The sequence below is a fragment of the Mucilaginibacter auburnensis genome (assembly GCF_002797815.1).
GTDB classification, from domain to species: domain Bacteria; phylum Bacteroidota; class Bacteroidia; order Sphingobacteriales; family Sphingobacteriaceae; genus Mucilaginibacter; species Mucilaginibacter auburnensis.
This window is the reverse complement of record NZ_PGFJ01000001.1, coordinates 1,568,635-1,586,782: the sequence shown is the minus strand read 5'-3', so window position 1 is coordinate 1,586,782 and position 18,148 is coordinate 1,568,635. Positions and strand designations below refer to the sequence as shown.

Annotated in this window: 17 protein-coding genes; 8 read left to right on the top strand and 9 right to left on the bottom strand. The window is 41.3% G+C overall.

The annotated features are described in order from the left end of the window. Positions 1–27: 27 nt before the first annotated feature. The gene (locus CLV57_RS07025) at positions 28–1,212 is read right to left on the bottom strand and encodes a TlpA family protein disulfide reductase (RefSeq protein WP_100340604.1); all 1,185 of its coding nucleotides are present in this window, start codon (positions 1,210–1,212) and stop codon (positions 28–30) included. A 191-nt stretch (positions 1,213–1,403) separates the two neighbouring features. Here CLV57_RS07025 and CLV57_RS07020 point away from each other — a divergent pair, with 191 nt between their 5' ends. Genes CLV57_RS07020 through rsmG form a run of 3 tightly spaced genes read left to right on the top strand, consistent with a single transcriptional unit; the run spans position 1,404 to position 3,737 of the window. After that, on the top strand, positions 1,404–2,525 hold the full coding sequence (locus CLV57_RS07020) for a glycosyltransferase (protein WP_100340603.1): 1,122 nt from the start codon (positions 1,404–1,406) through the stop codon (positions 2,523–2,525). Next, positions 2,516–3,121: an RNA polymerase sigma factor gene (locus tag CLV57_RS07015; RefSeq protein WP_100340602.1), complete on the top strand. Its 606-nt coding sequence runs from the start codon at positions 2,516–2,518 to the stop codon at positions 3,119–3,121. The genes CLV57_RS07020 and CLV57_RS07015 overlap by 10 nt, the downstream gene beginning before the upstream one ends. Continuing rightward, a complete protein-coding gene (rsmG, locus tag CLV57_RS07010; protein WP_100340601.1) occupies positions 3,111–3,737 on the top strand; it encodes a 16S rRNA (guanine(527)-N(7))-methyltransferase RsmG in 627 nt (208 codons plus the stop codon). The genes CLV57_RS07015 and rsmG overlap by 11 nt, the downstream gene beginning before the upstream one ends. 106 nt (positions 3,738–3,843) lie before the next feature. On the opposite strand, the gene CLV57_RS18330 is transcribed toward rsmG, so the two are convergent. The 3 genes from CLV57_RS18330 to CLV57_RS06995 all read right to left on the bottom strand — a co-directional run bounded on the left by CLV57_RS18330 (position 3,844) and on the right by CLV57_RS06995 (position 7,010). Next, positions 3,844–4,026 carry a hypothetical protein gene (locus tag CLV57_RS18330; protein ID WP_157799087.1) on the bottom strand — a complete coding sequence of 61 codons (183 nt, stop codon included), beginning with the start codon at positions 4,024–4,026 and terminating at the stop codon, positions 3,844–3,846. Between the two features lie 379 nt (positions 4,027–4,405). After that, positions 4,406–4,903: an FKBP-type peptidyl-prolyl cis-trans isomerase gene (locus CLV57_RS07000; RefSeq protein WP_100340599.1), complete on the bottom strand. Its 498-nt coding sequence runs from the start codon at positions 4,901–4,903 to the stop codon at positions 4,406–4,408. Between the two features lie 97 nt (positions 4,904–5,000). Beyond that, a complete protein-coding gene (locus tag CLV57_RS06995; RefSeq protein WP_100340598.1) occupies positions 5,001–7,010 on the bottom strand; it encodes a thioredoxin domain-containing protein in 2,010 nt (669 codons plus the stop codon). 188 nt (positions 7,011–7,198) lie between these two features. On the opposite strand from CLV57_RS06995, the gene CLV57_RS06990 reads away from it, so the two are divergent. Further along, positions 7,199–7,447: a hypothetical protein gene (locus CLV57_RS06990; RefSeq protein WP_100340597.1), complete on the top strand. Its 249-nt coding sequence runs from the start codon at positions 7,199–7,201 to the stop codon at positions 7,445–7,447. 133 nt (positions 7,448–7,580) lie between these two features. Continuing rightward, entirely contained in the window at positions 7,581–8,231 is a 651-nt protein-coding gene (locus CLV57_RS06985; protein WP_100340596.1) for a hypothetical protein, read from the top strand. 61 nt (positions 8,232–8,292) lie between these two features. On the opposite strand, the gene CLV57_RS06980 is transcribed toward CLV57_RS06985, so the two are convergent. The 4 genes from CLV57_RS06980 to CLV57_RS06965 all read right to left on the bottom strand — a co-directional run bounded on the left by CLV57_RS06980 (position 8,293) and on the right by CLV57_RS06965 (position 13,677). Next, a complete protein-coding gene (locus CLV57_RS06980) occupies positions 8,293–9,108 on the bottom strand; it encodes a hypothetical protein (protein ID WP_100340595.1) in 816 nt (271 codons plus the stop codon). Between the two features lie 10 nt (positions 9,109–9,118). Then, positions 9,119–9,931 carry a hypothetical protein gene (locus CLV57_RS06975; RefSeq protein WP_100340594.1) on the bottom strand — a complete coding sequence of 271 codons (813 nt, stop codon included), beginning with the start codon at positions 9,929–9,931 and terminating at the stop codon, positions 9,119–9,121. Positions 9,932–9,957: 26 nt separating this feature from the next. Next, positions 9,958–12,759 (bottom strand): TonB-dependent receptor, encoded by a 2,802-nt coding sequence (locus CLV57_RS06970; RefSeq protein WP_100340593.1) that lies wholly within the window; start codon positions 12,757–12,759, stop codon positions 9,958–9,960. Positions 12,760–12,873: 114 nt separating this feature from the next. Further along, positions 12,874–13,677 (bottom strand): hypothetical protein, encoded by an 804-nt coding sequence (locus CLV57_RS06965; protein ID WP_100340592.1) that lies wholly within the window; start codon positions 13,675–13,677, stop codon positions 12,874–12,876. A 261-nt stretch (positions 13,678–13,938) separates the two neighbouring features. On the opposite strand from CLV57_RS06965, the gene mnmD reads away from it, so the two are divergent. Beyond that, complete coding sequence (gene mnmD, locus CLV57_RS06960; RefSeq protein WP_100340591.1) at positions 13,939–14,619, top strand: tRNA (5-methylaminomethyl-2-thiouridine)(34)-methyltransferase MnmD; 681 nt, start codon at positions 13,939–13,941, stop codon at positions 14,617–14,619. A 114-nt stretch (positions 14,620–14,733) separates the two neighbouring features. Continuing rightward, positions 14,734–15,537, top strand: a complete 804-nt coding sequence (gene mazG / locus CLV57_RS06955; protein ID WP_100340590.1) for a nucleoside triphosphate pyrophosphohydrolase — start codon at positions 14,734–14,736, stop codon at positions 15,535–15,537. Positions 15,538–15,543: 6 nt separating this feature from the next. Here mazG and CLV57_RS06950 read toward each other — a convergent pair whose 3' ends face one another. Further along, positions 15,544–16,761 carry an ABC transporter permease gene (locus CLV57_RS06950; RefSeq protein ID WP_100340589.1) on the bottom strand — a complete coding sequence of 406 codons (1,218 nt, stop codon included), beginning with the start codon at positions 16,759–16,761 and terminating at the stop codon, positions 15,544–15,546. Between the two features lie 84 nt (positions 16,762–16,845). Between CLV57_RS06950 and CLV57_RS06945 the strand changes: the two genes are divergently transcribed. Further along, positions 16,846–18,078: an exo-beta-N-acetylmuramidase NamZ family protein gene (locus tag CLV57_RS06945; protein ID WP_100340588.1), complete on the top strand. Its 1,233-nt coding sequence runs from the start codon at positions 16,846–16,848 to the stop codon at positions 18,076–18,078. Positions 18,079–18,148 lie beyond the last annotated feature (70 nt).

Here is an 18,148-nt window from a genome sequence, read left to right as displayed (position 1 = left end):
TATGTAGGCCCCCTTTTTTATTGATATTTAATTGAGCAGGTGCTTTTCTTCTAAGGCTTTTAATACTTCAGGCAATGCCTTCTCGTCTGGAGTTTTAAGATCACTTTTATAAATAAGTTTGCCATCAGGATCAATTAATACCAATACGGGTATAGCTCCAACTTCATAGAGATCAGTCATATAATCGTGTTTGTCATAAAATTGAGGCCAACTCATGCCTGTTGTTTTTGCCCCGCGCAATAAGTTTTTCATATCACTATCCTTATTGATGCCGATTATCGCCAGCTTATCTGAAGCATATTTAGTGCGGATACCCTTTACAAACGGAACCGCGGCCATGCAGGGGCCACACCATGTTGCCCAAAAGTCAAACAATACATATTTGCCTTTTAAAGTATTTGAAGAAACATTTTTTCCATCAGTGGTAATAAGCTTAAAAACAGGCGCCGGCTCATTTATTTTTAAGGGATAAATGCGCTTCTCAAACTTACTGATAAGCGTTCTACCCTCTACGCTGTTAATGTATTTTGACGGAAATGTTGATCTGTAAAATGCTAATTGCTCTTTTAAAAACGCGATATCATCCCATAACATACCATTAGGTTGCGCTATTTGATAAGTAAAGTGCCAAAATGAAAAATAGTTATCGGGATGCTCTTTGAAATACAGCATTGCCCTGTTCAGATAGGGTTTGTACAGTTCACCCAAACGGTGACGGGAATCCTGTGTTAAGGGTTGATTGTGTTCTAAAAAATCATAAAACGCTTTATTACTGGCCTCAACACTTTCATCATTCACAAAACGATGTAAAGATGCCCAGTCTTTATTCGCAACTGTATCAAAAATAGCCGTTGCGTTCTTTACAGATGTAACCGGTAAAATTTCGTTATCATTCTGCTCGTACCGAAGACTTACAAACGCAGGTTTTTCCGTTAAAAAATAATTGTTGCTATAATTTTTATTTGAGTCATCTATATACGTAATATTTAAGGCCACAAGTGGTGTATAATATTTCCCTTTTAAAACAAGCACTTTTTTATTACCAAAACTATCGGGCATAGAAATTAAACGCTTGCCATTGTGGTACTGAAAACTGATTTTATCAGCGTTAAACTTATTATCAATTTTAACAGTGATGTTAAAGTTTTTTTGTGCAGCTGCGTTATCTAAACAACATAAGGTAATTAAGGTAAAGAGGAATGTTTTAAACATGATTGAAAGTTAAAGGTTATGCAAGTATATAACTTATGAGACTAAGCCGTTGCTCTTTTAACATACATTAACAAATGTAAGCCGTGGTAATTATCTAATTACAAACGCGTTCACGATTAAAGCGGCATAAGAATTTACCGCTGTCTAATTCCACAAAAATTTAACACCTTTGCTCACATTTTAACACAGTTTTGGAATTATATATACGCCTTGCTTTACTGGGTCTGTTTTTGCTGACATTTATTGTTCAATTATATTATTTAGTAACGCAGCACAGATCATTATCCACCTATCAGCCCACTGCCGAATTGCCTGAGCCCTCTGTGCCCGTTTCGGTTATTATCAGCGCACGTAACGAAGAAAAAAACCTGAGTGAAAATCTCCCTGCTATACTGGAGCAGGATTACCCTGATTTTGAAGTAATAGTGGTTAATGACTGCTCTACAGACGACTCAGAAACTATACTTACCGCATTTAAACAGCAGTATCCTCACCTTAAAATTGTTACCAAAACCGAGCATGTGCGTTTTAAAACCGGTAAAAAATTTGCGCTAACTTTAGGTATTAAAGCCGCCGCAAACGAGTATTTGTTATTTACTGATGCTGATTGTATACCGGCCTCAAAAAACTGGATAACTTACATGGCAGCGCAATTTACCCACCCCAAAACGCAGATTGTGCTGGGTTATTCGCCTTATTTTGAAACAAAAAATTTCCTGAATTCACTTATCCGTTTTGAAACTTTAAAAACGGCAATAAGTTACCTTTCGGCCGCATTGAATAATAATGCTTATATGGGCATAGGCCGTAACCTGGCTTACACTAAAACCTTGTTTTTTGCAAGCAAAGGGTTTGCGTCGCATATGCACGTTATATCCGGCGACGACGACCTGTTTATTAATCAAAACGCCACAGCAAGCAATACAGCTATTGAGATCAATCCGGATGCATTTGTTTATACAAGCGCTAAAACAACGTTTGGCGGGCTTTTCCGTCAGAAAAAAAGGCACATGGGCGTTGGTAAGCTGTATAAAGGAAAACACCGCCGCATGTTAAGCTTTGACGCGCTGAGCGGATTGCTGTTTTACCCGTTATTTATAGCATGCATTGTTTTTAATGTAGAACCTTTATGGGTTTTAGGTGTATTTATAATGAGGCTGATAACACAAGTTGTTGTCTATAAAAACATATTTAAAAAATTAGCAGCCGCCGCGCAGCTTTGGTACTTGCCCTTAATTGATTTTGTTTATTACATTTATATAAGTGTTTTTGGCCTTATCGGAACACTGATCAAAACCAAGCAATGGAAATAAACTCCAATTTTACCGAGAATGCAAAAAACGACTTTCACCTGGTTGTGAAAGCGCGTGAGGGTAATCAGAAAGCTTATGCAGACCTTATGCAGCGTTATAAGGACTCCATTTATTTTATGGTGCTCAAAATGGTGAATAACAAAGAGGATGCTATGGACCTCACCGTAGAAACATTTGCCAAAGCTTTTGAAAAGTTGGATAAGTATCAACCCGATTATGCTTTTAGCACCTGGTTATTCAGGGTGGCTACCAATAATTGTATTGATTTTATCCGTAAAAAGAAACTCAATACCATGTCAATACATGGCATGATGGACGAAGACGGTGAGGAAAAGCAATTACAGATAAAGGCGGATAGCCTCAACCCTGAAGAAACATCCATAAAAAAACAGCAAACTGCCGAACTGAAATTGCTTATACAAAGTTTGCCGTTACGCTACCGTAATTTAATTACGCTCCGTTATTTTGACGAGCTATCATACGAAGAAATAGCCCAGCAGCTTGATCTGCCTTTAGGTACGGTTAAAGCACAATTATTTAGAGCACGTTACTTGCTGGGCAACATTATCAACCGTTTCAACAGGGATGACATCTGAGCAATTATTTTCATATTTTCCGCAGCTTAGCGATACACAGAAAGAGCAATTTGAACGTTTACCACAATTATATGAACTGTGGAACAACCAAATCAATGTAATATCGCGCAAGGATATTGACCAGTTGTTTGAGCGCCATGTACTGCACTCATTGGGTATTGCCAAGGTAATGCCCTTTTTACCAGGCGAAAAGGTGCTTGATGTAGGTACCGGAGGCGGCTTTCCGGGTATACCACTGGCTATTATGTTTCCGGAGACTGATTTTTTCCTGGTAGATTCTATCGGCAAAAAAATAAAAGTAGTACAGGAAGTAGCCAGTGCTTTGGGCTTGGAAAACCTGCGCGCTGCACACAGCCGTGCCGAGCAGGTGAATGAGAAATTTAATTTTGTTGTTTCAAGAGCTGTAACACGGTTAAAAGAATTCCATCCCTGGATAAAGAATAAATACACTAAGCAATCAAAGAACACTTTACCTAACGGACTGCTATACTTAAAAGGTGGCGACCTGAGCGAAGAAATAGCTGAATCGGGCTTAAAGGTTAAACAATATTATTTGAAAGACTTTTTTAAGGAGGAGTTTTTTGATACCAAGCAGGTTATTTACGTTAAAGGCTAATTAAGCAAGCCAACCCGGAAAAGTGAAGCCGTGACCCAAACAGCTGCCAGCATTCCCGGAGTTGGTTGCTACCCCTTATTTTATAGCATTTGCCATTTTTTAACATTTATGCCGCTTTAGCGTCTGGATGGTGTTCACGGAACAATACATAAACATCCTTATCGCATCTGTCGCAGAAATAAACCCTGAAGGGTAAAAAATAAAGTACATATTTCATGAACCAACTTCGTTTGGTACGATGATGGAACGCCTGGTGGCATGCCGGGCAGGTTAATGTTTCTCTTTTCATAGGTTTTATTAAGGTTATGTAATGTTAAATGGTTCGCTATACGCTATGGTATTTCTTTTCCTGCTCATTTGTTATAATACGATATCGTGTTGCAAGGCAGCGTGCGCAGAAATAAGCTTTTATAGGTAAAAAGAACAGCGCATATTTTACAAACCAATTTACCGGCATCTTATAATGATACGGTGCCGAACATTTTCTGCATTTTAAGTAGGGCTTTTTATTATCTTCAGTATCACTCACGTCATTTAGGTTTTTGAATGATGCTAAAGTAGGATGCCGGGCGGCGGCCTGAAATACCAACTGCTGGGTATTTTTACAACTAAAAAGGCTACCTCAAAATTGAAGTAGCCTTTATCTATTTAATCAAATATTTTGATTATTAATGACCTTGATGACCATCTGCGCCATGCGCGTGGCCATGCGATAATTCCTCTGGTGTTGCCGGGCGAACGTTGATAATGTTGCCTTTAAAATGCAGTTCCTGACCAGCCATTGGGTGGTTCAGGTCAACTACTACAGCATCTTCAGCTACTGATACAACCTGGCCTTGAAAACGGTTGCCATTGTTATCCTGTAATGGAAGGATAGAACCAATTTCTGGAATATCTGTACCGTTGAACATTTCTTTAGGCAAGTTAGCTACAGCTTCTTCATCATATTCGCCGTAGGCATCCTGCGCGCTTAATTTAAAATCGTAGCTATCGCCGGTTGAAAGTGTGCTTAAGTTTTCTTCAAACTTTGGCAGCATCTGGCCAACGCCGAATAAGAAGGTAAGTGGTTGCTCCTGCGTTGCGCTTTCAACCAGATTTTCGGTTCCGTCCTGGTCTACATACAGATCATATGTTAATGACACTACGTGTTGTGATTCAATTTTCATTATTGTTGTTTTTATAATTTATAAAGTACCCTCTTTATATTGACAAGAAGATGCCGTTTAATTGCTAAATTACAGACATAGCATATAAATAAATGCTTTAACTGTTAATTTGTTTTAGCGCGCCTTCAACATCATTGGCAGGCAAACCGCAGGTTTTGTCTTTGCAAACATAAATTTGTGTAGTTTGCCCAAACTTACCTTCCAACAAAGGTAAACTTCCTTTTGTACCGCCCAACATTATTTTATTTGGAACATAATTTTTTTCCAGTTCCGCACGCAAATCTTCAGCATTGTTGCCGGTTACTGCCACCTCATTCACGCCGAAAACTTCATCTAATAACAGCATGAACCAGTTGGAATAGGATGGCGGATATTTGGCTATATAAGAGAATGTATTACGCAGCAACTGAGACGAAACCTCTAAAAACTCCTCATTATAATAGAACAATCCAAGCTTTTTTAAAGTACGCGCCATTGTTGAGTTTGATGAAGGTATCACGCTATCCATAATCTCACATTTGCGGGCTATTAACTGCTCGTCGTCGTCAGCGGTGTAAAAGAACATACCGTCCTCGTCATCATAGTAATTTAGCAGTGTACGATTGGCTAACAGTTTAGCGTAGCCTAACCATTCTTCGTTAAATGTTACCTCGTACAAAGCAATAAACGCGTCTATTACATTGGCGTAATCATCCAGGAAAGCTACATCCGGCGCGGTGCTGCCTTCCTTTTTGTAGATGCGGTTTAACCTACCGTTCTCGTCAATCAAATTATTTACAATGAAAGTGGCGTTTTTAATAGCTATATCAAGGTATTGTGGTTCATTAAAAGCCTTGTAGGCATCGCACAAACCTTTGAGCATTAAGCCGTTCCATGAGGCCAGTATCTTATCGTCTAAGCCGGGTCTTATACGCGTGCTCCGCGCATCAAAAACCCTTTGTTTAGCAGCAGATACCCTGCTCAGCAACTCGTCAACAGTTATGCCGATGGCTTCTGCCAATTCCTGATCATTTCCACGCTTAAATAAAACATTGGTATGTTCTTCGGGCCAGTTGCCCTCGTCGGTTATATGATAATACTTACAGAATATACCCGCGTCATCACCAAGTATCTCATCAACTTCCTCTTTGGTGAACGTATAGAACTTACCCTCCACCCCTTGACTATCAGCATCCAGAGCTGAATAAAAGCCACCTTCGGGAGAGGTTAATTCCCGCTGCGTAAAGGCTATCACCTCGGCAACTACATCTTTATAAAGCTCGTTTGGCCGCCAGGTGTAAGCTTCGGCGTACAGGCTCACTAACTGCCCGTTATCATAGAGCATCTTTTCAAAGTGCGGTACATGCCATAGCCCATCAACCGAGTAACGGGCAAAGCCGCCGCCCACGTGGTCATAAATACCACCCTCGGCCATTTTTTGAAGCGTTAACTGTACCTGCTTAGCTGCTTCATCATCGCCGGTTAAGTGGGCGTAACGCATTAAACTTATCCAGTTATTAGGCATCGGGAATTTAGGCGCATTGCCTAAGCCACCTTCTATACGGTCAAAATATTGTTTCCAGTTAGCAACCACCTGTTCCAAATCGGCTTTTGCGTACTCAGGTTGTTCCAGTATCCTATCAAGCGTTTCGTATCGCTGTATACCTTCCGTTAGGCGTTTAGCATAGTCCTCAGCTTCTTCTGGCTTATTTTTATACAGATCAGCCAAATTAAAAAGAATACTTGTCCAGTCGTTTTTACGGTAGTAGGTACCGCCGTAAACAGGGCGCTGATCGGGTAAACAAATACAATTAAGTGGCCATCCTCCCCTGCCGCTCATTAGCTGAACAGCACTCATATAGATCTGGTCAACATCAGGGCGTTCTTCGCGGTCAACCTTTATACACACAAAGTATTCGTTCATAACCGCGGCCACCTGCTCATCTTCAAAGCTCTCATGCTCCATTACATGGCACCAGTGACAGGCCGAATAGCCAATGCTTACTATAATGAGTTTGTTCTCGTCTTTAGCTTTTTGCAAGGCTCCTGCTCCCCATGGGTACCAGTTAACCGGATTGTTAGCATGTTGCAGCAAATAAGGAGAGGTAGAATTGGCCAGTTTATTCATAGCGGTAAATATTAACAAAGATGGCAAAAAGCTGTACCAAAACCTCGCCAAAAAACATCCAAAAGTATTATGAAAGCTACATTCAGGGGTGGCTCAGCGCACTGTGAGCCTGTGTGAGCCACCGCGAGCCGACCCTGCTTTTCGCCTTAATTAAAGATTGGCAACATTATTGTATTAGACATAACACTATGAAAAACATCACTTTTGAAAACATAACCGACGCCTACCAGTTGGTAATTGGCGCGAAAATAAAAGGTAAAAACTACGACGAGATATTTGAACTGGGCGCCTATGATGCCAACAAACGCGGTTACATTTTATACGCGTTTGAGAACGGTATCCGCTTTGATGATTTCAATGTAGTGATATCAGAGAAAGAGTTAAAAAACAATTACCTGATTGAAAACCTGAAAGCCGCGCAGAAAATGGCTGCGTAATTTGCTTAGAGATATACCTGTGTTAATGGTTTAACCGCCGAAAATTTATTTAAAATATAGCCTGTTTTGCTGTAAATGGTTTAAACCCGGCGCACTCTTCATCGTCAATAATGCAAATAAAACGATGAAGAATATGAAAAAGTTAGCCATAATATCAGCATTAGCCCTTAGCGGTTTAATATATAATAACGCCAATGCGCAAGTGCGTGTGAGCGTTGGATTTAATTTGGGTGGCCCCGTTGTATTGCAACGCCCTGTAGTGGTTGAAAGACCGGTGGTTGTTGATTACGCCGATGATTACTACTACATGCCCGAAGTTGATGCCTACTATAGCCGCGGCGAAAATCTTTACTACTATAATAATGGTTACAGCTGGGTATCCGGTGCTTATTTGCCGGGAGCTTACCGCAACTACAGCTGGCGTAATGTAACACGTTATGAAGTGCATGCTTACCGCCCTTACATGAACCATAATGTGTACCGCACGAGGTACCATGGAAATTCATTTGACTGGAGACGATTTGATAACCGCAACGACCGCCGTGATTGGGACAGAGGTAATAACCGCCCCGACTGGAACAGGGGCAACAATCGCCCGGATTGGAATGACAGGGGCGATAACCGTGGTAATGACCGGAACGACAACCGTGGAAACTGGAACAACAAAGGCAACAACGGCAGGTTTGAGCGCCCGTCACAAAATGACAACCGCGGACGTGGTGGTTATAATGGCCGTTCCAACTTTGCAGCCAATACTCCTGCAAGGAGAGGTTTAGAAAGATAAGCGCAATTTTCCCCTATCATATATTATACCTTAAAAGGCTCCGGTGACGACCGGAGCCTTTTTATTTAGCTAAAGTATAATCTCCCCAAAAATCGGTTGTTGCTATAACCGCGGGCATATCTTTATTCTGAATGGTGACTGCCCCCGGGGCCATCGAAATAGCCATATTTCCATCCGGCTGTTTGGTCATTTTAAGACCCGAATCAATATCTACACTCATTCCTTTTAAAATAATGTGATAGGCAAATTTTGCATCAGATCCCCTTAGGTTCAGATACTTCAGCGGTATTGCTAACTCATAATTATAAAGCTCCCATTTTTCAAAACCTTGCCGCGCCACAATATCTTTTTCATTATATACAGATAATAGCGTATCAACATCGCTCATTCCGCTTGTGCGTATATATTTATCATTGGCTTTGATCTTTTTATTAGCCATGGCACGCATAGAATCAGGATTAGCTAACATTTCACGGCGTTGGTCAGCAGTTAAGCCACTGGCATTGCTAAACCTTATGTACGGTTTGTTTTTGTACTGCAGCTCAAATACAGGATACTGAACACTTACCACATTGCTGGCGTTCTTTTTTCCTGACGGATCAATTTCGAGTACTATGCCACGCTGCGTTATCTTGCTTAAAACATTAGCGTCTTTAGCCTGAATAGCCAGGTACAAATTGTCGTTATCATTAGCTATTGTGTAATATATACCCGTGGCATAATTATATGCGGCAAAGCTATTCCACTCGTTAGTTTTACCATCAACTTTTACATTATCCGGAGCACGCAAACTTTTTTGCTGTACGTTAGGTAATTTTTGAGCATGGGCGGTTACAAAGGCTATTATTGCAAATAACGAGGCTATTAATTTTTTCATGATGATAAGGTTATTTGGCTAATGTGTATTCACCCCAGAAATCGGTGGTGGCGTATATAAGGTTGTTTTTGTTTTGAAACGATATGTTAGCAGCCGCTACCTGTGCTTCGTTCATTTTGCTGCCGTCAGCATTTGTGCCGCTTACAATAGGACCCATTATTGTTGGGAAGGACATTTTATTAGGATCAGCATTTATAGTTATGTTATAAGAAAATTGCCTGGCATCAGCCAATAGCCCTAACGCAGCCAGGTCTATTGCCATCTCGCAAGTATATGCTCGGGTTTGATCAAAGGCACCTGCCGCCTGTATACCTTTATTATTATATATAGATATAGTACTGTCTGTATCTGCCACCCCTTTTGTATATATCAATTTTACATTGCTTGCAATCTTTTGGTTGTAAACTTTCATTATCGAGTCGCCTTCAGCGGGTGTGTTTACTTCGCCAACTTTTTTTACCGGGTAAACTATCAGTTTGTTCTTTTCAAAAAACGGGTATTTTATCAGCACGGCACCCTGCGGGCTTTTTGAGCCATTGGTTTGCACCATTAGCCTAATACCGCCAACAGCAGCCCTGTTTACAACCGTTCCCGCCGGTACGTATAATATGAGATAAAGTTTTTTATCGTCGTTGGCTATGGTGTAGAAAACATCTGTAGCTGTATTGTAAGCTTGAAATTTATTGCCCCAATCGTCTGCTTTACCATCAACTTTAACGTTGGCAGGTGCGCGCAGGCTTACCTGCTGCACGTTAGGTAATTTCTGAGCATAGGCGCTTACAAAGATTAAAACTGCAAATAACGAAGCTATTATTTTTTTCATGATGATAAGGTTATTGATTAAGGTAGTTAATAAATAAAACTTCCGTCGCCTTTGCGTTTCAGGTCTTTACCGTTACGCTGAGGCTTGCCTCCCCATTTTTGGAAGTTAGCCCTTAAGCCTATCATAAAATACCTGCTCAGCGCATTTGACAAGGTATTGGTTACCCCCTGCGGTGTTACCGTTTGCTGCACAAAGTTGTTCTGTTTTAAAATATCAAATACGTCAAAAGTCAGGTACAAATTATTCTTTTTAGCCAACTGCCTTTCAACGCCTGCGTTTATAACCAGCGGATTGGTATTAAGCGAACCTAAACCGGTAACAAAGTTCTTTGAGGCGTTGTACCTTAAACGCCAGTTGCCCAGATAAAACATACCATCAAGCGCTATTGAGGTAGTTTGCCTGATGGACGGGTTGGCGCCGGTTGATGTAAACGTACGTTGTACATCATACGCCACATAGGGGTTGATCTCTATGTTATCATTAGGATTTATTTTTGGCCCAAAGCGCTGGTTAACCCGCCATACTGTTGTATGATAGGGTACATTGTTACTCATGGCTACATTATAATTATAGCTAACTGAACCGTTTAGGGAAAGGTTATACCGCCTGTCTGCCAGTTGCTTACCAAGGGTATAGTTAACATTCAAGCCATTTGAACCATCCATATTTACATACGTAGTTTCATAAATGGTGCGATATTTATCGGGCGCGGTAATGAGCTCAGACCGCTGTATTACGTTGCTAACTACCCTGCTTTTAAACTGCGATGCGATAACGGTAAAGTTGATGGTGAACTTGGAATTGGCTATGTAATTATTGTAACTGGCATTAATGGTGTTTGTAAACGATGGTTTAAGGTTGGGGTTACCCGTAGTGATGTAAATAGGATCAGACCTGTCTGTAAATGGTTGTATCTGCGTAAAATCGGGCAGGGTATTAACGCCGGTATAGGTAATGTTTAACCGTTGCGATGTTGACCATATATAACTAAACCTAAATACCGGTATCACCCTGAAATTGCTGATAGCTGCCGAAACCGTTTGGTTATTATTGTTATTAACACGTGTACCTGTCAATGTTGATGGCAGTAAAGTTCCGCCTACCGAGAAATTGAATTTGCTTGTGGTATAGGTATAATTAAGTTGCGCACGTGTTTCAGTAAAGGCATAGTTGAAAATGTTACTCAAGCGGGCGAGTTCCTTTAGTTGCCCGTTAGCTAAAACCGTGTCCTGTTTGGCCACATTATCAATAACCTGGCGGTTAACCCTACCGGTTAGTTCCAGTTGTGATTTTGCACCAAGCGGTTCAAGGTAGGTTAAGGAGGCATTATAAGTAGTGTTTTTATTGGTGCGGCGTGTTTGCAGGTTGGCAACCGAATCGGGCTTTAGGCGGTTATTTTTCGTTTGGTCTGCAAAGAAACTGTAGGTGGTAAACTTACGCCCATCAGCTGTTGCATCGGAATTAATGATACCCACCTGCATCGAAAAATTACGACGGGGCTTTTTAAAAAAGTGTTGATACAAAGCGTTTACACCCAAAGACGTATTGGTATTATTATCGGAGCTGGTGCCATTCATTAACAAATGCTCAAACCCGGTAACAAAGTTATTGATACGGTCGTCCATTGATGTATTGTTAACCTTTCCGCTGGTGTAATTGAAGGTAGGTTCGATGAAAAATGAATTGCTTTTATCCAGATCGAAGTTAAACCGTGCTGTGCCGCGATGCCCTTCATTTACGTTTTTTACGGTGTTGTCTCGTGTAAAATAGCTGGTTTGTATTTTGTTATCTAAAGGCGATTGGGAGTAGATCTCGCCGAAGCTTTTATTAATGGAGTTATTATCGGTAAAGCTGTAGTTATAGCTCGAAGTGAGCTTGAACTTTCCCCATTGATCACTCCAGCTTACTGTTGGGTAAGCCGAAAAAGTGGTACCCGCGCCACCGCCACCGTTTACGCCGTTAGATACTCCGGTCTGGGTGTTATTTACGCGACCGGTTAAACCTATCTGCCTGTTGGCATTAACGTGCGTTAGCGTTAGGTTAGTATTGTATCTGTCATTGTTTCCGCCCTGAGCCTGCACATTTACATAAGTACCAATAGATTTGTCGGGTTTTGTAGTTACGTTAAGCGTTTTGGTTGGCTCAGTGTTTTTTATGCCGGTACGCGCGGCTTGCTCGCCATAATCATCAATTACCTGTGCTTTTTCAATGATCTCTGCGGGTAAATTTTGTATCACCTGCGCCACATTTCCGCCTAAAAAATCCTTACCGTTTAGTCGTGCCTTTTTAACTTCCTGACCCTGATATATCAGAGAACCATCCCGCCCTACTTCAAAGCCCTCCATTTTTTTGAGTAGCTGATCAAGCGTATCTCCATCGCGCACTTTGTAATCACTCGCCCGGTACTCTACGGTATCCTGCTTATAAATTATAGTAGGCGCTCCGTTTACAGTTACTTCTTTTAGTTCGATGGGCTTGGGCGGTTTCAACTCAAAGGGATCAAGCACTATTTGTTTGGCTACATCGCTGTTTCGGTATAGTTTAGTGGTGGTGGGTATACCTTGTCCGCTAACCGTTATATAAAAGCCGGCCCTTTTAACCTGTTTGAAAATAAAAACACCGTTAGCGTTAGTAGTAGTATAAACCGAATCAAGCGGCGATTTGAGATGCACCACCGCACCGGGCACAGGATTATCTTTTTCATCCTTTACTATGCCGCTCACATCTCTGAAAGGCAATGCCTCGGGTTGCTTTGCAGGAGTAGTTTGGGCTAACACTTTACCTATAAAAGTAAGCAGCAGCAAAAAAAATACAAGATAGCCCTTCATGTAGAAACTGCGGTGGTTTAGTGCTTGGTTAATTGGTTAAGCCAACTTACAAACTATTAAAATAGTTTACAAGTGTTTTAACATTTATTTAACTAATTAAATAAAAACGTTACGTTATTTGGTTACCGTGTACTCGCCCCAAAAATCGGTAGTGGCAGCATTGATCTCAACCAACCTGTTCAATTGTTTACTAAACTCCTCATTTGCGGTACCATCATCATTAGTAACAGGACCAAAAGAAATTCCCATGGAATATTTATTAGCTCCGCCGTTTATAGTTATATGATAGGCAAACTTTTTAACATCAGCTATATCGAGTCCTAATTTCTTCAAACTTATGGCTATTTCGGCCGTGTAAACTTTTTCAACATCAAAAGCATGTGCTACACGTATGCCTTGATCGTTATATATGGACAATACGCTATCTACACCCGGTATACCTGTAACATAAATATACTTTACCTTTTCCTTCAATTTGCGGTTGTTGGCCTGCATTACAGAATCAAGCATTTGATTTTGCTCATCTTTTGACTTGCCCGTTAGGTCCAAACGTTGCAAGAACGACACCCTCGCTCCTTTTTCCATATAAGGAAATTGTATGGATGGAGAGCCGGCATCAGTTTTAGATCCATTTTTCTGAATGTTTAACTTAATACCGCCATTTACTATTTTATTGATGTTGTACTTATCTGCAGCCTGTATAATCAGGTAAAGGGTTTCATTGTCATTCGCTATAGTATAAGAAACATCTGTAGCAGTGTTGTAAGCCTGTAATTTATTGCCCCACTCAACGGCTTTACCGTCAATTTTAACATTTGCCGGCGCCCGCAGGCTTACTTGCTGAACGTTGGGAAGTTTTTGGCTCCACACTTTAGCACAAAAGCACATTAACAATAACGTAGTGGCAGTTATCTTCATAAAATAAATTCATTAACGCAAGATACAACTAAATTCTTAGTAGAAATAAATTATTCGGACTTTTTAACTGTGGTCTGGTTTTAAAAAGTGTTTCACACTCAAGTGTAAACTTATCAATTTTATAAAAAATTGATTAACAGAATAATGGTGATATTATGAAGCAAAAAAATCTGACCTGAAGTTGTTAATCTTTTACACGCGTTTCATCTGCTACATCTATTTTTGTGTAACACTACCCAAGCTATATTTATATTTGCGGCCATGACACCCGAACTTAAAATAGTTACAACTGCCGATGGCTCCAATACTATCTATAACCCACAAGTGGGCGAGAATTACCACTCGCGCCATGGGGCACTGCAGGAGAGCAGGCACGTTTTCCTTGGAGCGGGTTTAGAATATTTTCTTAATCAAAACGAGGTAAAAGAAGTATCTGTATTAGAGGTAGGGTTCGGCACAGGTCTTAATTTCCTTCTTACTGCAGAGTATTGCACTTCTAACCAAATAAAACTGAATTACAAAGGCATTGAGGCTTACCCACTAACAAAGGAGATGATCAGCCAAACGGCTTATGAGCAATATGTACCTACAAGTTTATGGGACGCTTTTATGGCCGGCTATGAAAAATCATTAAAAGAGCCAGTGCAACTCACCCCACACTGCCAACTGCAAATCGCTCATTGCCAGCTATTAGATTTTAAATCAGACACGCAGTACAACGTTATTTATTTCGATGCCTTCGCTGCCATCCATCAACCCGAAATGTGGAGCGAAGAAGCTATTAGCCATACCGTAAAGTTCCTGAAGCCTGGCGGTGTGTTTGTTACCTATGCCATTACAGGTAATCTCAAACGCATGCTGAAAGCCATGGGGCTACAGGTACAAAAAGTACCGGGCGCACCCGGTAAAAGAGAAATGCTGAGGGCGGTGAAAAGTCGATAGACAATAGTCTATAGTCAATGGTTCATTGAGTATAGCGATCTGTTTTATGACTATTGACTATTGTCTATGGACCATCGACTATGGACTAACCAAAACTATAGCTACCTTTGCCACATGCCACTAACACCTCCCGATACCGCCGCCACGCCTGCAACCGCCTTTGAACGACTGCTTACCATTATGGACGACCTAAGGCTCAACTGCCCATGGGATCGCAAGCAAACTTTGGAGAGCCTGCGCCACCTTACCATTGAGGAGGTGTATGAGCTATCGGATTCTATACTGGCCGGCGATATGCCCGAGATAAAGAAGGAACTGGGTGATATTATGCTGCACCTGGTGTTCTACGCCAAAATAGGTTCGGAAGGCAACCACTTTGACATTACCGGCGTGCTCAACGGTATTTGCGATAAACTCATTAACCGTCACCCCCACATTTACGGCGATGTGGACGTAAATGATGAGAACGACGTAAAACGCAACTGGGAGCAGATCAAGCTAAAGGAAGGTAATAAATCTGTTTTGGGGGGCGTACCTACATCGCTGCCCGCTTTGGTAAAGGCATCGCGTATACAGGAAAAGGCACGTGGTGTTGGATTTGACTGGGAGGAGAAAAGTCAGGTTTGGGCCAAGGTGGAAGAAGAACTGCAGGAGTTTAAAAACGAGTTCAATGCCGAAGACTCTACTACCATTGATCAGGAAAAAGCAGAAAGCGAATTTGGCGACCTGCTGTTCTCGCTCATCAACTATGCCCGCTTCATCAACATCAACCCGGAGAACGCGTTGGAAAAAACCAACCGCAAATTCATCAAACGCTTTCAGTACCTGGAAAGTAAAGCCGCCGAAAGCGGCCGTAAGCTACAGGATATGAGCCTTGCCGAAATGGATGTATTTTGGGAAGAAGCTAAAAAGCAGTAAGCAATACTACTTAAACCGAATAGCCTTAACCGGCGTAATACGTGCTATCAGCATAGATGGTATAATTAACACCACCAGGCAAACCACCATGGTGCCTATGTTAAGCAATACCACATCAATAAAGTCTATCTCCACCGGAATGAATGTCATGTAGTACGAGTTAGGGTCGAGTTTAAAGAAATGTGTGGCATCCTGAAACCATCCCAAACCCACACCAAAAATATTACCCAGCAACAAACCAATGCCTATGAGGTAGGTTGCGTTATATAAAAATATACGCTGTATGGTCCAGTTAGAACTGCCCATAGCTTTGAGCATACCAATCATTGAAGTGCGCTCCAGTATCATAATAAGCAGTGCAGATATCATATTAATAACCGCCACCAACAACATCAATATCAACATCACCTGTGCGTTTACATCCAGTATACCCAACCAGTCGAATATGTTGGCGTAGCTTTGAACAATGGTAGTTAGTTTAAGCTTGATGGGTAAAGCACTGTTGATCTGCCCGGCAGCGGTATCCAACATAGCAAAAACCTTTATCCTTACCTCATATCCGCCTATTTCGCCGGCAGTTTGCTCATTTAGTTTTTGAATGATGGAGAGGTCGCCAATCACATAAGTTTTATCAACTTCCTGTATACTGGTATCAAAAATGCCTTTAACCCTGAACGACCTTATACGTGGTGGATCCTGCACAAAGTACATCAGCACCTTATCACCCACCCTCAACCGTAAACGGTTAGCCGTGGTTTGTGAGATCATTAACTGGTAAGGACTAACACTATCCGGAAACGAAATAACATCGCCCGCCACCAGGCAGCTTTTCAGAAAGGTCCAGTCGTAGGTTTTATCAACACCTTTAAGCACTACTCCTTCAATATCCCCAGAGGCTTTGATGATGCCCGGCTTGGTGGCATAAGGCGCCATGTACTCAACGGATTTATCTTTTTTCAGCTTCCACTCTAATAAGGTGTCTCGTGTAATAGGCGAATTTTCAAATGAGGTATTGAGATCATATTTAATGATCCGCATGTCGCCGTTAAAGCCCCGCACCTTCTCCCGTATCTCCCGCTTAAAACCCTTAACAACGGCCAGCGATAAGATCATCACGCCAAGGCCCAGCATAATGCCAATAATGGCAATCCGCACAATCAATTTTGAGAATGTACGTTTTGATTTAAATGTTATACGCCCGGCTATGAATGATGCAAAACTCAATGAAAAGTATTTTTTTGTAACTTCGCAAATATGCGGTTTTACCGCTTAAAATGGTACTTTTAAATGGCGAGGACTCTTATTTTTATGAAAAGCGTAAAATCACTTTTATATATAACAATTACCGCCGCCCTACTGCTTTTTACCGTAACGCTGCAAAGCAATTGTACCTATGCCGGCGAGAAAAATCTGCCTGCCGATACCGTTAAAAAAATTAGTACCGGGGCCGACCGCATAGCAACATATTTTGACTATATTAAGGCAAAAAATATAGGCATGGTTGTTAATCAAACATCAGTTATTGGCACACACCAAACAACTACGGTTGACAGCCTGCTTGCCCGAGGCATTCAGATCAAAAAGATCTTCGGTCCAGAACATGGTTTTCGTGGCAATGCCAGCAACGGCGCCGTGGTTAACGACGAAGTTGATGCCAAAACCGGCTTGCCTGTTGTATCACTTTACGGTAAACACTACAAACCAACAGCCGCCGACCTGAAAGGTTTGGACCTGCTGATTTTTGATATTCAGGATGTAGGCGCAAGGTTTTACACCTACATATCTACCCTGCATTATGTAATGGAAGCCTGCGCTGAAAACAACATTGAACTGATGGTGCTGGACAGGCCAAACCCTAACGGACTAACCATTGACGGGCCGATACTGGACACAGCCTATAAATCGTTTGTTGGAATGCACCCTATACCTATTACTCATGGCATGACCATTGCCGAGTACGCGCAAATGATAAATGGCGAGGGTTGGTTAGCTAAAGGCGTGAAATGCAGATTGAAAATTATTAAGATGCACAACTACACGCACGCTATGCCTTACAAGCTACCTGTAAACCCATCGCCTAATTTGAATACGTATCAATCAATTTTGCTTTACCCAAGTGTTTGTTTGTTCGAGGGAACCACGTTAAGTTTAGGCCGCGGCACAATGGAGCCGTTTCAAATAATAGGGCATCCGGCTTTAAAAGGTAAATACAACTATTCGTTTAAACCCGTAAGTATTCCGGGCATGAGCGAAGACCCACCTCAAAAAAATATGATCTGCTACGGCATCGATTTAAAAAAATACAATGCGGATAGCTTGAGAAGGTCGGGCAAAATTAACCTTAGCTGGTTAATAAAAACCTATCAGGATTTTCCTGATAAAGCTAAGTTTTTCAATGCCTACTTTACCAAACTGGCAGGAACAGAACAGTTGCGAAAACAAATTGAGCAAGGCTTATCTGAACAGCAAATCAGAGACAGTTGGCAGGCGGGTTTGAACAAGTTTAAAACAATCAGAAAAAAGTATTTATTATATCAGTAAAAGGTAATATTTAAATTAAAAAACCTGTTGCTGTAAACAATATTAGCGGTATTTAATTTACAAGGTTAAT